The 13,809-nt window shown below is 65.7% G+C and carries 10 protein-coding genes and 1 riboswitch; of the genes, 5 read left to right on the top strand and 5 right to left on the bottom strand.

Annotated elements, in window-relative coordinates; all coding sequences use genetic code 11:
• Positions 1-35 precede the first annotated feature (35 nt).
• Positions 36-1,307, top strand: coding sequence for a lipid IV(A) 3-deoxy-D-manno-octulosonic acid transferase (gene waaA, locus ACNFH5_RS25370; RefSeq protein ID WP_416750820.1), 1,272 nt, complete (start codon positions 36-38; stop codon positions 1,305-1,307).
• Between the two features lie 315 nt (positions 1,308-1,622).
• Here waaA and ACNFH5_RS25365 read toward each other — a convergent pair whose 3' ends face one another.
• The 3 genes from ACNFH5_RS25365 to ACNFH5_RS25355 all read right to left on the bottom strand — a co-directional run bounded on the left by ACNFH5_RS25365 (position 1,623) and on the right by ACNFH5_RS25355 (position 4,858).
• Entirely contained in the window at positions 1,623-2,216 is a 594-nt protein-coding gene (locus ACNFH5_RS25365) for a helix-turn-helix domain-containing protein (RefSeq protein ID WP_416750817.1), read from the bottom strand.
• Positions 2,217-2,394: 178 nt separating this feature from the next.
• The gene (locus ACNFH5_RS25360; protein WP_416750815.1) at positions 2,395-4,344 is read right to left on the bottom strand and encodes an FAD-dependent oxidoreductase; all 1,950 of its coding nucleotides are present in this window, start codon (positions 4,342-4,344) and stop codon (positions 2,395-2,397) included.
• A 163-nt stretch (positions 4,345-4,507) separates the two neighbouring features.
• Positions 4,508-4,858 carry a cupin domain-containing protein gene (locus tag ACNFH5_RS25355; RefSeq protein ID WP_416750813.1) on the bottom strand — a complete coding sequence of 117 codons (351 nt, stop codon included), beginning with the start codon at positions 4,856-4,858 and terminating at the stop codon, positions 4,508-4,510.
• Between the two features lie 335 nt (positions 4,859-5,193).
• Here ACNFH5_RS25355 and ACNFH5_RS25350 point away from each other — a divergent pair, with 335 nt between their 5' ends.
• Complete coding sequence (locus ACNFH5_RS25350; protein ID WP_416750811.1) at positions 5,194-6,267, top strand: ABC transporter substrate-binding protein; 1,074 nt, start codon at positions 5,194-5,196, stop codon at positions 6,265-6,267.
• A 66-nt stretch (positions 6,268-6,333) separates the two neighbouring features.
• Positions 6,334-7,122: a class II aldolase/adducin family protein gene (locus ACNFH5_RS25345; protein ID WP_045216149.1), complete on the top strand. Its 789-nt coding sequence runs from the start codon at positions 6,334-6,336 to the stop codon at positions 7,120-7,122.
• 392 nt (positions 7,123-7,514) lie between these two features.
• Here the strand turns inward: ACNFH5_RS25345 and ACNFH5_RS25340 are convergent, their stop codons facing one another.
• Positions 7,515-8,969, bottom strand: a complete 1,455-nt coding sequence (locus ACNFH5_RS25340; RefSeq protein ID WP_416750808.1) for a TolC family outer membrane protein — start codon at positions 8,967-8,969, stop codon at positions 7,515-7,517.
• A gap of 172 nt (positions 8,970-9,141) precedes the next feature.
• A riboswitch (TPP riboswitch) is annotated at positions 9,142-9,249 on the top strand.
• 112 nt (positions 9,250-9,361) lie between these two features.
• On the opposite strand from ACNFH5_RS25340, the gene thiC reads away from it, so the two are divergent.
• Together thiC and cytX are read left to right on the top strand one after the other, a co-directional pair.
• A complete protein-coding gene (gene thiC, locus ACNFH5_RS25335; RefSeq protein WP_416750806.1) occupies positions 9,362-11,242 on the top strand; it encodes a phosphomethylpyrimidine synthase ThiC in 1,881 nt (626 codons plus the stop codon).
• A 135-nt stretch (positions 11,243-11,377) separates the two neighbouring features.
• Positions 11,378-12,664: a putative hydroxymethylpyrimidine transporter CytX gene (gene cytX, locus ACNFH5_RS25330; protein ID WP_416750804.1), complete on the top strand. Its 1,287-nt coding sequence runs from the start codon at positions 11,378-11,380 to the stop codon at positions 12,662-12,664.
• A gap of 180 nt (positions 12,665-12,844) precedes the next feature.
• Here cytX and ACNFH5_RS25325 read toward each other — a convergent pair whose 3' ends face one another.
• Positions 12,845-13,597 carry an RsiV family protein gene (locus ACNFH5_RS25325; protein WP_416750802.1) on the bottom strand — a complete coding sequence of 251 codons (753 nt, stop codon included), beginning with the start codon at positions 13,595-13,597 and terminating at the stop codon, positions 12,845-12,847.
• Positions 13,598-13,809: the final 212 nt, after the last annotated feature.

Genomic DNA, 13,809 nt, shown 5'->3' with positions numbered 1-13,809 from the left:
CGGGGCGCCGGGGGAATTTGCTACTCTCCGCCGCCATGAACCGGACCCTCTATACCCTGCTGTTCCACCTGGGCCTGCCGCTGGTCGCGCTGCGCCTGTTCCTGCGCTCGCGCAAGGCGCCGGCCTATGCCCAGCGCGTCGGCGAGCGCTTCGCCCTTGGCCTGCCGGCGCTCAAGCCCGGCGGCATCTGGGTGCACGCGGTCTCAGTGGGCGAGAGCATCGCCGCCGCGCCGATGATCCGCGCGCTGATGCAGCGTCACCCCGGCCTGCCGATCACCGTCACCTGCATGACACCCACCGGCTCCGAGCGCATCCGCGCACTGTTCGGCGACCAGGTGCAGCACTGCTACCTGCCGTACGACCTGCCCTGGGCCGCGGCGCGTTTCCTCGACCGTGCACGGCCGGTGCTGGGCGTGATCATGGAAACGGAGCTGTGGCCCAACCATATCCACCAGTGCGCCAAGCGCGGCATTCCGGTGGCGCTGGCCAATGCGCGGCTGTCCGAGCGCTCGGCGCGCGGTTATGCGCGCTTCGCCGGGCTGACCCGGCCGATGCTGGAAGAGATGAGCTGGATCGCCGTGCAGACCGAGGCCGAGGCCGAGCGCTTCCGGCGGCTTGGCGCCCGCCCGAACTGCGTGAGCGTGACGGGCTCGATCAAGTTCGACCTGACTATCGACCCCGAATTGCGGGTGCGCGCCAGTGACCTGCGCGGCCAGTGGCAGGCGCAACAGCGGCCGGTCTGGATTGCCGCGAGCACCCATGCCGGGGAAGACGAAATCATTCTGGCGTCCCATCGCCAACTGCTGGAAAAGCATCCGGACTCATTGCTGATCCTGGTGCCGCGCCACCCGGAGCGCTTCGGCCCGATGTTCGAGCTGTGCCAGCGCGAAGGCTTCCGTACCCAGCGTCGCTCCACCGGCGAGCCGGTCACGGCGGACACCCAGGTCCTGCTCGGCGACACCATGGGCGAACTGCTGTTCCTCTATGCCTTGGCCGACGTCGCTTTCGTCGGTGGCAGCCTGGTGCCCAACGGCGGGCACAACCTGCTGGAGCCGGCGGCGCTGGGCAAGCCCGTATTGTCCGGCCCGCACCTGTTCAACTTCCTGGAAATCGCCGCGCAATTGCGAGAGGTCGGTGCGCTGCGCGAAGTAGCCGATGCGCCTTCGCTGGCGGTGGCCGTGGCGGCGTTGTGGGACGAGCCTGCTTCGGCGGAGCGCATGGCTGAGGCTGGGTTGGGGGTGATGAAGGCCAACCAGGGCGCTTTGGAGCGGTTGCTGGATGGGTTGGGGCGCTTGGTCAGGGGCTGATGCGGACTGCGGTGCAGAGACGTTCCCTCACCCTGACCCTCTCCCGGTGGGAGAGGGGACCGATCGGTGTCGGCTGACACACTGAGCCCGCCGGACAAAGCAGCTTTCAAAAGCTCGCCGACAGGGTGCCTGCCTGTTTGCCAGCGCCGATCTGCCCTCTGTCCCTCAGGGAGATGGCTGGGCTCCAGAGCTTCCCGGGACCTCGACTGTAGGAGCGAGCTTGCTCGCGAACCTGCCTGCCCCCGGTACCGCTGCAAGAGCGTTCGCGAGCAAGCTCGCTCCTACATAAAACGGTGAGGCGCCGGCGCAACAGCCTCAGAACGTCGGCGGCGTAATCACCCAGAGCACCACGGCATCCACATCCCCGGGGTTGCCGTAGCGGTGCGGCTCCTGGCTGGAATAGCTGAAGCTGTCGCCTTCATTGAGCAGGAAATAGCGCTCGCCTACCCACAGCTCGAATGTGCCGCTGAGCAGGTAGCCGGCTTCTTCGCCTTCGTGGCTGTAGCTCTGCTGGCTGTAGGTTCCGGGCGGGAACTTCGAGTGGAGGATTTCCAGCTGGCGGCTGGGTTGCGGGCTGAGCAGTTCGTCGACGATGCCATCTTCGTAATGCACGCTGGTGCGTGCATTGCGCCGTACTACGTAACCGGCGTCGCCAGGGTCGACCTGCACTTCGCTGGCGAAGAACCACTGGATGGTCACGCCCAGGCTGCGGGCGATGTTGAACAGCGCCGGGATCGACGGATACGCCAGGTTGCGCTCCAGCTGGCTGATGTAGCCGGCGGTGAGCCCGCTCTGCTCGGCCAGCTCCGCCAGGGTCATGCCGCGCCGCTTGCGCAGGCCGCGGATGCGGGTGCCGAGGAACTGCGCTTCGGCGTTGGCGGGTGCTTCCTGCGGGGCTTTGCGGCTCATGCGAAGAGGTCCTGGGGATGGGCGTCGTGGGGCATTCTAAACAATGCGCCGGGGCTGTGGACCGATTGCTTTTCTTGTAGGAGCGAGGGGGACGCCCAGTTCTTGCTCGCGAACACGCTTTCCGGCGACTTTGGCGCTGGGCGGTTCGCGAGCAAGCTCGTTCCTACAAACAAGGGCCTCAGATTGCCCAACCCGCCTTGAGTCCCTCGTAAATCGCTTCCTCCGCCGTGCGCGGTGCCAGGCAGTCGCCGATGCGGCGTACCTCGGCGAGGTCGACGATCTCATCGGCCAGTTCGTCCACCGGCTGGTGGCCCTGGCAGAGCACCAGGGTGTCGATATTTTCCACCAGCATCGGCTCGCCGCTGGCGGTGTGCTGCAGGTAGACGGTGCTGTCGTCCACGCCGTACAGGCGGGCGTAGGGGGTAATGGTGATGCCCAGGCGGTGCAGCTCGCCGGCCAGGTGGTCGCGTACGTAGAGCGGCAGGCTTTCGCCGGCGTGGGTGCCGTTCACCGCCAGGTGCACCTGGTGGCCGTCGCGCACCAGGCGCTCGGCGATGCCGGGGGCGATCCAGTCGGCGCGCCAGTCGGTGACCAGCACCGAGCGGCCGAGCTTCACTTCACCGCGCAGTACCTGCCAGGCGTCCACCACCTGCAACTCACCAGCCTCCTCGTATGGCGGGCGATAGGGCTTGGCGCCGGTGGCGACGATCACCACATCGGGACGCTCGGCTTCCACCAGCGCGCGGTCGACGCGAGTATTGCGGCGCACTTCGACGCCGGCCAGCTGCATCTCGCGCTGCAGGTTGGTGGAGGCGCCGCCGAACTCCGCGCGACGCGGCAGCAACTGGGCGAGGTTGACCTGTCCACCAAGCTGGCCGCTGGCCTCGCAGAGCGTCACGTCATGGCCGCGCTGTGCCGCGACAGCAGCCGCTTTCATGCCTGCCGGCCCGCCACCGACGACCAGTACGCGCTTGCGCCGGGCGGCCATCGTGCGTTCTGCGTAGATCAGCTCGCGGCCGGTTTCCGGATGCTGGATGCAGGAGATCGGGTAGCCGCGGTGGAAGTGGCCGATGCACGCCTGGTTGCAGGCGATGCAGGCGCGCACGTCCTCGACATGGCCGCTTTCGGTCTTGCTGGGCATCTGCGGGTCGCAGATCAGCGCGCGGGTCATGCCGCAGACATCAGCCTGGCCGCGGGCGACGATCAGCTCGGCTTCCTGCGGCTGGTTGATGCGCCCGGTGACGAACAGCGGAATGTCCAGGTTGCGCTTGAAGGTGCCGGCCTCGTTGGCCAGGTACGCCGCCTCGATGGCCATGGGCGGCACGATGTGGATGGCGCCGCCCAGCGATGCCGAGGTGCCGGCGACGATGTGCACGTAGTCCAAGTCTTTCTGCAGCCCTTTGACGCCCTGCAGCGATTCGTCTTCGGTGAGGCCTTCCGGGTCGCGCTCGTCGGCGGAGATGCGCAGGCCGATGATGAAGTCTTCATCGGTGGCGGCGCGGATGGCGGCGATCACTTCGCGGGTGAAGCGCAGGCGGGCGTCGAGGTCACCGTTGTAACCGTCGCTGCGGCGGTTCACCCGTGGGTTGAGGAACTGTGCCGGCAGGTAACCGTGGCTGGCGACCACTTCCACGCCGTCGATGCCGGCAGTGTGCAGGCGGCGTGCGGCGGCGGCGTAGCCTTCGATGATTTCGTCGATCATCGCCTGGCTCAGCTCGCGGGGCATCACCCGGAAACGTTCGTTGGGCGAGGCGGACGGTGCGTAGGCCACGGCCAGCAGGCCGTCGCTGGACTCCATGATCTCCCGGCCGGGGTGGAACACCTGGGACAGCACCACGGTGCCTTCGGCATGGCACGCCTCGGCGATGCGACGGTAGCCGGGGATGCAGGCGTCATCGGTGGCCATCAGCACGTGCGAGGTGTAGCGGGCGCTGTCATGCACGCCGGCGACCTGCAGCACGATCAGGCCGACGCCGCCCTTGGCGCGGGCGGTGTGGTAGGCCACCAACTGGTCGTTGACCAGATTGTCGGTGGGCATCGAGGTGTCGTGCCCAGTGGACATGATGCGGTTCTTCAGCGCTTTGCCGCGGATGCGCAGCGGGCTGAACAGGTGGGGAAACTGGCTCATCGGGCAACTCCGGATTCTTGTTGTAAATACAGCGCTAAACATCGACCGCGCGAGGTAGAGCGCAACAAGGCGGAGACCGGAGAGGCAGCGGAATTTACTTCAGTAATGAGCATGCCGAGCCGGTTTCCAACGCCGTTGCGCCGCCGCGCAGCCGGTCGACCAGCTAGGCGTTGCGCGCCTGCCAGTCCACCGGGTAGAGGGCGTAGAACACGCAGGCCTTCTCGCCTTCGTAGGCCAGTGGTGTGCGCTCGGGCACCCAGATCACGTCGCCGGGCTTGGCGTCGATTACCTGGTCGGCCAGGCGCAGGCGGAAGTTGCCTTCGAGCACCACGATCAGTTCGTCGTAGAGCACGGTCCACTCGATGGACACCCCGTCGAAGCGAGCGAGGCCCGCACCCATGGTTTCGCTGTCGGCCGGGCCGATCAGCCGGCAGATGGCGGCGCGTTCGATGTCCTGCCCACCATAGGACTGGAACTGCAGGGCGGATTGCTGGAAGTGGCGGACCTGGGACACGGCGGCTTCTCCTGAGTCGGGCAATGTTGTCTAGGCAAGTGTTGCTTAAGTTATGTCTATGGAAATTTACCGCCAGTAAAAAATCAACTTGTTTTTTTAAAAGTGACTGGGTAGTTTCGAAGCCGCTCCCGGAGTTTTCCGGAGCAACCGCGACGTGCTCCACAACAACTACAAGAGGAGAGGCGCATGAACCGTCCCGTACGGTCCCCCCTCGCATGGCGGGCCCACCCGCTGGCAATCGATTTCCCTCTGCCCGTTGTTCCGGCGCGCCCGTCCAGCGTGCGCGCGGCCATCCCGGCTGCGCCCATTGCCACCTACGACTGGGGGTATGCTCGATGACTTTCCACCGCAACAACTTCCACAAGCGCTCCTTCCTCAAGACCGTCACCTCACCGCTGCTGCTCGCCCTCGGGCTGAGCTGCGGCGCCGTCCAGGCCGCCGAGAACATGGTGGTGGTCGGCTACGGCGGTGCTGGCCAGAAGGCGCAGGATGCCGCGTTCTTCCAGCCTTTCAGCAAGCAGTCCGGGGTGGGCGTGACCCAGACCGAGTACAACGGCGAGATGGCACGCATCAAGGTGATGGCCGACACCGGCCACGCCGACTGGGACGTGGTGCAGATCGAGGGCCCGGACCTGGCCCGCGGCTGCGACGAGGGCCTGTTCGTGCCGCTGGACTGGCAGCAGATCGGCAACAAGGATCAGCTCATTCCCAACGCCGCCAAGGACTGCGGCTCGGCCGCGCTGGTGTGGGGCGTGGCCATCGCCTATGACGCCGACAAGCTCAAGCCGGCGCCGCAATCCTGGGCGGACTTCTGGGACGTGCAGAAATTCCCTGGCAAACGCGGCCTGCGCAAGCGCGCGATCTACAACCTGGAGTTCGCCCTGATGGCCGACGGCGTGAAGCCGGCGGACGTCTACAGGACGCTGGGCACCAAGGCCGGCGTCGACCGCGCCTTCGCCAAGCTCAACCAGATCAAGCCGTACGTGCAGTGGTGGGAAGCCGGTGCGCAGCCTGCGCAGTGGCTGGCCGCCGGTGACGTGGTGATGACCACCACCTACACCGGGCGCATCGCCGATGCCTACAAGGGCGGACGCAACCTGCAACTGGTCTGGCCGGGCAGTCTCTACGGCATGGACTACTGGGCGATCATCAAGGGCTCGCAGCACGTCGATGCGGCAAAGCGTTTCATTGCCTTCGCCAACCAGCCCGATGCCCAGGTCGACTACGTGAAGCACATTGCGTATGGTCCGACCAACAAGCAGGCCGCCGAACGCCTGCCGTCCGACCTGGCCGGCTGGGTGCCGACCTCTACGCAGAACCTGCCCCAGGGCCTGGCGATGGACGATGAGTTCTGGGTTGACCACGGCGAGGAGCTGGAAGAGCGCTTCAACGCCTGGGCCGCCCAATGACCAGAATGTGACCGTGACGCCGGGGCCTGTGCCCCGGCGTCCTTTTGCCTTGAGGAGAAGTGCACCATGACGTCGCTGCAGGCGCCCAGTCGCGCCACCTGTTCGCCCGAGGAATGGAAACTGCGCGAGGAACTGGCGGCCTGCTACCGCCTGATCGCGCACTACCGCATGACCGACCTGATCTTCACCCACATCTCGGTGCGCATCCCCGGTCCCGACCACCATTTCCTGATCAATCCCTATGGCCTGATGTTCGACGAGATCACCGCGTCGAGCCTGGTGAAGATCGACCTCAGCGGTCATGCGGTCGAGCCGTCGCCCTACAAGGTCAACCCGGCCGGCTTCGTGATCCACAGCGCCATCCACGGCGCCCGCGAAGACGCGCAATGCGTACTGCACACCCATACCCGCGCCGGTTGTGCGGTGGCGGCGCAGGCCTGTGGGTTGCTGCCGCTGAACCAGATATCCCTGGAGTTCTACGGACGCCTGGGCTACCACGACTACGAAGGCATCGCCCTGTCGATGGACGAGCAGGAGCGTCTGGTGCGCGACCTGGGCGACCACTACGGCCTGATGTTGCGCAACCACGGCCTGTTGACCGTGGGTCAGACGGTGCAGCAGGCGTTCCTGCGCATGTACTACCTGGAGAAAGCCTGCGACATCCAGCTGGCGGCCCAGGCCGGCGGTGAGCTGGTGATCCCGCCGGAGGAGGTGTGTCGTCACACCGAGCAACAATTCAACGCCCCGGCGCGGCCGCTGGCGGAGGGGGAGCTGAGCGATCCGGATGGTTACGACCTGGCGTGGAGCGCGTTGCTGCGCATGCTGGATCGGGTATCGCCCGGTTACCGTGATTGAGCAATCGGTCGTTGTGTTGACCGGCTCCGCGCATGGCTCGACCCATCGCGGACGGAGTCCGCTCCTTCGTGAAAGTTCTGCGCCCGGGTTGGCCCTCACCCTAACCCTCTCCCAGGAGGAGAGGGGACCGTTCGGTGCAGGATGAAACCTTGGCGTCAGCCGGATCGGATTGCTCCCTCTCCCTGAGGGAGAGGGCTGGGGTGAGGGGGATGAATGGGTACGGACTCCCCAGAAAAAGACAGTTGCTCCTACCTCCGAGCTGGGCGTAGGAGCGGACTCTGTCCGCGATCGGCTTCACTTCATGCAGGACCTTCCAGGACCTGCGAACCACTGGCCGCACTGACCCGCCAAAGAAAAAGCCCCGCGATGCGGGGCTTTTTCATGGGGCCGGATCAGTACTGCGGATTGGACTTGAGCTGTTGCTCGGCGGCCTTGGCCAGGTCCGGCGGCAGGAAGTCCTTGTCCGGGTTGTAGTCCGGCTTCAGGTACGAGCTCAGCGCCTGCAGGTCGGCCGGGCTGAGGGTGCCGGCGGTCTGCTTCAGGCGCAGGTTGTCGAGGATGTAGTCATAGCGGCTGTTGTTGTAGTCGCGCACCGAGTTGTACAGCGAACGCTGGGCGTCCAGTACGTCGACGATGTTGCGGGTACCGACCTGGTAGCCGATCTCGGTGGCTTCCAGCGAGCTCTGGTTGGAGATGATTGCCTGGCGACGGGCTTTCACGGTCTCGACGTCGGTATTGACCGCGCGGTGCTGGTTGCGCGCGTCCTGCACCACCTGGCGGCGCTGGCTCTCGCGCAGTTGCTCGCTCTGGTTCAGGCGCTGGTAGGACTCGCGCACTTGCGAACTGGTCAGGCCGCCGCTGTAGATCGGCACGTTCAGTTGCAGGCCGATGCTGCTCTGGTCGACCCACTTGCCGTAGTGCGTATCACCTGGCGCGCCGGAGTTGGTGAAGCCCAGGGCGTCGTTGTCGCCCTTCTGGTACTGGGCCACGGCGTCGACGGTCGGCAGGTGGCCGGCCTTGCGCTGGCGCAGGGTTTCTTCGGCAGCATCGACGGCGTAGTTGCTGGCCTGCAGGCGCAGGTTCTGCTGGACCGAGGTGTCCACCCAGGCCTTGGCGTCGTTGGGAATCGGCACCACGATCGGCATCGAATGCAGGATGCCTTCGATGGAGCTGTACTCGCGGTTGGTCAGCGTGACCAGAGCCTGGAAGGCATCATCCACGCGTTGCTCGGCGACCAGGCGGTTGGCCCGCGCGGTGTCGTAGCTGGCCTGGGATTCGAGGACGTCGGTCTTGTCGGACAGGCCGACGTCGAAGCGCTCGTTGGACTGGTCGAGCTGGCGCTTGAATGCCGCTTCCTCGGCCTTGCTGGCGGCCAGGTTGTCCTGGGCGCGCAGTACGCCGAAGTAGTTCTCGGCCGACTGCAGGATCAACTGCTGCTGGGTCGCGGAGAACTCCAGTTGGGCCTGTTCGGTGGTGTTTTCCGCCGCCTTGAGCTGGAACCAGCGGTCGGCGCGGAACAGCGGCTGGCTCAGGGTCGCCTGGATCACCTGGCTGCTGCGGTTCAGCGTAGCGTTCGGGGTGTCCAGCGACGTACGGCTGTTCCCGACATCGGCACCGGCGTTGATCTGCGGCAGCAGGCCGGAGCGTGCCTGGGGCACGGCTTCCTTGCGCGCCAGGTAATCGGCCTGGGCGGCGGCGAGGTCGGCGTTGTTGTCGACGGCATCTTTATAGACGCTGATCAGGTCGGTCTTGGTGGGCAGCGGAGAAGCAGCCGGAGCGGGCTGTGCAGCCCAGGCAAAGCCTGTCGTTGCGGCTACAGCGACAGCCAGAGAGAGTCTGCGCAGCATTCGTTCATCCTGGAAAGTGATGCGAGGTGGGGCAAGGCTACGGTCGCCGCCGGTGGCGGTCAAGGCACGTTCGTACGAGCCTTCCGAGGCAGGAGTGTAGCTGCGTGTAAGCAATTGCGCGTTTTCGGCCGGGCGGCGTTGGCTTATCCGCGCGCACTTGATTAGACTGCGGGCGTTCTTGTCGGGGTGCCCCATTGCGAGGGGCTGAGATCGGATAGTTCCGGATCCCGTTGAACCTGATCGGGTTAAGACCCGCGTAGGGAACAAGAAGTACGCATCCCGCGGCGCATTCCGCCCCGGCCCCAGCCCTCTCCGGGATGCGTCCCTTCGCTGCAGCAAGCAGCTCCTCTCGTCCCAGGTTCTCCCCGGCAATCAACCCCAGGAGAGCCAGGATGAGCACCCAGAAAAACAACGTCACCCGCCTTGAACAGCTGGATCGCCAGTCGACCCAGCCCTTTCCGAATTCGAAGAAGGTCTATCTGACCGGCTCGCGCCCGGATATCCGCGTCCCCGTGCGGGAAATTTCGCTCGCCGACACCCCGACCGCCTTCGGCGGCGAGAAGAACGCCCCGGTGATGGTCTACGACACCTCCGGCCCCTACACCGACCCGGACGTGCGCATCGACCTGCGCAAGGGCCTGCCGGACGTACGCTCGCGCTGGATCGACGAGCGCGGTGACACCGAAATCCTCCCCGGCCTGACCTCCGAGTTCGGTCAGTCGCGCCTGGCCGACGCCAGCCTCGACGCCCTGCGTTTCGCCCATGTACGCACCCCGCGCCGCGCCAAGGCCGGCAAGAACGTCACGCAGATGCACTACGCGCGCCAGGGCATCATCACGCCCGAGATGGAATACATCGCCATCCGCGAGAACATGAAACTGCAGGAAGCCCGCGCCGCCGGCCTGCTGGATGCCCAGCACCCAGGCCAGAGCTTCGGTGCGAGCATCCCCAAGGAAATCACCCCCGAGTTCGTCCGCGAGGAGGTGGCCCGCGGCCGCGCGATCATCCCGGCAAACATCAACCACACCGAACTGGAACCGATGATCATCGGCCGCAACTTCCTGGTGAAGATCAACGGCAACATCGGCAACAGCGCGCTGGGTTCCTCCATCGAGGAAGAAGTGGAGAAACTCACCTGGGGCATCCGCTGGGGCGCCGACACGGTGATGGACCTGTCCACCGGCAAGCACATCCACGAGACCCGCGAGTGGATCCTGCGCAACAGCCCGGTACCGATCGGCACCGTGCCGATCTACCAGGCGCTGGAGAAGGTCAACGGCATCGCCGAGGACCTGACCTGGGAAATCTTCCGCGACACCCTGATCGAACAGGCTGAGCAGGGTGTGGACTACTTCACCATCCATGCTGGCGTGCTGCTGCGCTACGTGCCGCTGACCGCCAAGCGGGTCACCGGCATCGTCTCCCGTGGCGGTTCGATCATGGCCAAGTGGTGCCTGGCGCATCACCAGGAGAACTTCCTCTACACCCACTTCGAGGAAATCTGCGAAATCATGAAGGCCTACGACGTCAGCTTCTCGCTGGGCGATGGCCTGCGTCCGGGCTCGATCGCCGACGCCAACGACGCCGCGCAGTTTGGTGAGCTGGAAACCCTCGGCGAGCTGACCCGCATCGCCTGGAAGCATGACGTTCAGGTGCTGATCGAGGGCCCCGGCCACGTACCGATGCACCTGATCAAGAAAAACATGGACAAGCAGCTGGAGTGCTGCGACGAGGCGCCGTTCTACACCCTCGGCCCGCTGACCACCGACATTGCACCGGGATACGACCACATCACCTCCGGCATCGGCGCGGCGATGATCGGCTGGTTCGGCTGCGCCATGCTCTGCTACGTCACGCCCAAGGAGCACCTGGGCCTGCCGAACAAGGATGACGTGAAGACCGGCATCATCACCTACAAGATCGCCGCCCACGCCGCCGACCTCGCCAAGGGCCATCCGGGCGCGCAGATCCGTGACAACGCGCTGTCCAAGGCGCGCTTCGAGTTCCGTTGGGAGGACCAGTTCAACCTCGGCCTCGACCCGGACACCGCGCGGGCTTTCCATGACGAGACGCTGCCCAAGGACTCGGCCAAGGTCGCGCACTTCTGCTCCATGTGCGGACCGAAGTTCTGCTCCATGAAGATCACCCAGGAGGTCCGCGACTACGCCAAGGAAAACGGTCTCACCGATGAGCAGAAGGCCATCGAGGCCGGGTTCCAGGAGCAGGCCGCGCGCTTCAAGGACGAAGGCTCGGTGATCTACAAACAGGTGTGAGCCCGCAGTACCTGTAGGAGCGAGCTTGCTCGCGAACCGCCCAGCAGCAGAGTCATCGGCGAGCTGGGTTCGCGAGCAAAGCTCGCTCCTACGAAAAACAAAAACCTAATTCAACCTTCGAGCCCTGCACGCATCGTGACCACTACCGCCATCGACTATTCACCGACTTCCGCCGTGGGCAGCGCCCAGCGCGTGCTCGGCCTGCGCGACCTGTTCTCCCTCTGGTTCTCCCTGGGCATCGGCCTGATGGTGCTGCAGACCGGTGCATTGCTGGCGCCGGGCCTGGGCCTGGCCGGTGCGCTCGGCGCGATCCTGCTCGGCACCCTGGTCGGCGTGCTGCTGCTGGCCAGCGCCGGGGTGATCGGCACCGACACCGGGCTGTCCGCCATGGCCTCGCTCAAGCTCAGCCTGGGTAGCCACGGCGCCGCATTGCCGGCGCTGCTGAACCTGATGCAGCTGATCGGCTGGGGCGCCTTCGAAATCATCGTCATGCGCGATGCCGCCAGCCTGCTGGCCACTCGCGCCTTCGGCGAAGGCAGCACCTGGAACAGCCCGGCGCTGTGGACCCTGGTGTTCGGCGCGCTGGCGACCCTGCTGGCCGTCGCCGGCCCGCTCGCCTTCGTGCGTCGCGTGCTGCGGCGCTGGGGTATCTGGCTGCTGATCGCCGCCTGCGTCTGGCTGACCTTCGACCTGTTCCATCGCGCCGACCTGGCGGCAATCTGGGCCAAGGCGGGCGATGGCTCGCTGTCCTTCGCCGTGGGCTTCGACATCGCCATCGCCATGCCGCTGTCCTGGCTGCCGCTGATCGCCGACTACTCGCGCTTCGGCAAGCGCGCCGGGCAGACCTTCACCGGCGCGGCGCTGGGCTTCTTCATCGGCTGCTTCTGGCTGATGGGCCTGGGTGTGGCCTACACCCTGGCATTCGCCCAGGGCAGTGATGCCAACGCGCTGCTGCTGGCGCTGGCCGGCGCCGGCATGGGTATCCCGCTGCTGCTGATCCTGCTGGACGAATCGGAGAAAGCCTTTGCCGACATCCACTCGGCGGCGGTCTCCAGCGGCATCCTGCTGCCGTTCAAGGTCGAGTTGCTGGCGCTGGTCATCGGCGTGATCTGCACCCTGATCGCCTGGTTCGCGCCGCTGGCGCAGTACCAGAACTTCCTGCTGCTGATCGGCTCGGTGTTCGCGCCGCTGTTCGGCGTGGTGCTGATCGACCACTTCGTCCTGCGCCGCCGCGCGCCTGCCGCGATTCCCCATGGCCTGCGCTGGGGCTCGCTGCTGGCCTGGGGTGGTGGCGTGGTGGTGTATCACCTGCTGGCGAACTACCAGCCGGACCTGGGCGCGACCCTGCCGGCGCTGGTGGTGGCAGCGGTGCTGCAGTTGCTGCTGGGGCGGGTTGGGGTGAAGGTGCCGGCTTCGGCGTGAGGCGATTTGCGAGCAAGCTCGCTCCTACGCGAGCCGTTGCGCCGGCATTGGCCTGTAGGAGCGAGCTTGCTCGCGAACCCGCCCAATGCCGGCCTTGCCGGCTGATCGCATGCAGGTGCCGATATCCGGCGTAGGAGCGGACTCCGTCCGCGATGATTTCCCGGCCACTCTCGCGCTGATCTACTGCGTCCCGCGCCCCGGGAAGTAGTAGGTCTTGACGATGCCGTTCAGGCGCGGATACGGAATCTTCAGCTCCGGATGCCCGACCGAATGCGGGGCGATGCGGTCGATGTCGTACTTGAGCGTCAGTGCGCCGAAGGTCAGGGCGAAATGCTCGGTCGGCTGGAACGGCCAGTCCTTGGAGAAATTCGGGTCCTGCTCGTCCAGCTTGTTCTGCAGAATCCAGGCCTGGTGCGCCATCCGTGCGACCTTCCAGAAGTTGTCCTCCTGGCCGGGCAGGAGAATGTCCTGCAGGGTAAGCACCTTGTGGATACGTCGATCATAATTGATGAACGCGCGGCCGGGCTGGCCGTACTCTCCGCCGGTGAAGCGATAACTGGACAGCTCGATGATCACCAGACCGTCATGCTGTTCGCGGATCTTCGCTTGCAGGTAGGAGCTCCAGCCGGGCTGGGCCGAATCGAGGAAGCGTTTTTCGTAGACGTCCAGGCTCGCAGGTGCCGCACCATCACCCTCGCGGGCCAGTTGCAGCAGTTGCGCGTTGATCGCTTCGTTGAGCACCGGCTCATCGTCGAAGCTCAGCGTGTCGAGGTTGAACAGCGGGCACTGTTCGCCCTGGCAACCGGGTTTGGCATGTTCGAACGCGGTGTGGCTCGCGCTCAGCGGCTCGTCGAGCGAGGGCTTGAACAGACCCTGGCACGCCCCCAGTAACAGGCAGATGCTGCCCAGGGCGGCAAGTTTCAGAAGTCGCATGGGAATCCTTGTCGTTGACGTTCGCCGGCAATGGAGTGGTTCGACCGCCATCGATGCTGCCGGTTCGGCGGGTGAGTATGAACCACTTTGGTGGAACGGCGGCAGTGTGCGACGGTCACAGCAGTCCGGCCGCCCGGCGGCCCGCGAAAGAGGCTGCGCCTGCTCCGGCGGCGCGATAGGATGGCGCGAAGTTCAACGCAGAGTGAGTGGAA

The sequence above is a fragment of the Pseudomonas sp. NY15435 genome (genome assembly GCF_048068295.1).
Classification (GTDB): Bacteria; Pseudomonadota; Gammaproteobacteria; order Pseudomonadales; family Pseudomonadaceae; genus Pseudomonas.
This window is presented reverse-complemented; position numbering and strand designations above follow the sequence as displayed.

Excerpts from the sequence above, each read along its gene's own strand:
- ACNFH5_RS25345 (WP_045216149.1), top strand. The coding sequence starts at position 6,334 with ATGACGTCGCTGCAGGCGCCCAGTCGCGCCACCTGTTCGCCCGAGGAA.
- ACNFH5_RS25350 (WP_416750811.1), top strand. The coding sequence starts at position 5,194 with ATGACTTTCCACCGCAACAACTTCCACAAGCGCTCCTTCCTCAAGACC.
- ACNFH5_RS25340 (WP_416750808.1), bottom strand. The coding sequence starts at position 8,969 with ATGCTGCGCAGACTCTCTCTGGCTGTCGCTGTAGCCGCAACGACAGGC.
- ACNFH5_RS25360 (WP_416750815.1), bottom strand. The coding sequence starts at position 4,344 with ATGAGCCAGTTTCCCCACCTGTTCAGCCCGCTGCGCATCCGCGGCAAA.
- ACNFH5_RS25325 (WP_416750802.1), bottom strand. The coding sequence starts at position 13,597 with ATGCGACTTCTGAAACTTGCCGCCCTGGGCAGCATCTGCCTGTTACTG.
- waaA (WP_416750820.1), top strand. The coding sequence starts at position 36 with ATGAACCGGACCCTCTATACCCTGCTGTTCCACCTGGGCCTGCCGCTG.
- thiC (WP_416750806.1), top strand. The coding sequence starts at position 9,362 with ATGAGCACCCAGAAAAACAACGTCACCCGCCTTGAACAGCTGGATCGC.
- ACNFH5_RS25365 (WP_416750817.1), bottom strand. The coding sequence starts at position 2,216 with ATGAGCCGCAAAGCCCCGCAGGAAGCACCCGCCAACGCCGAAGCGCAG.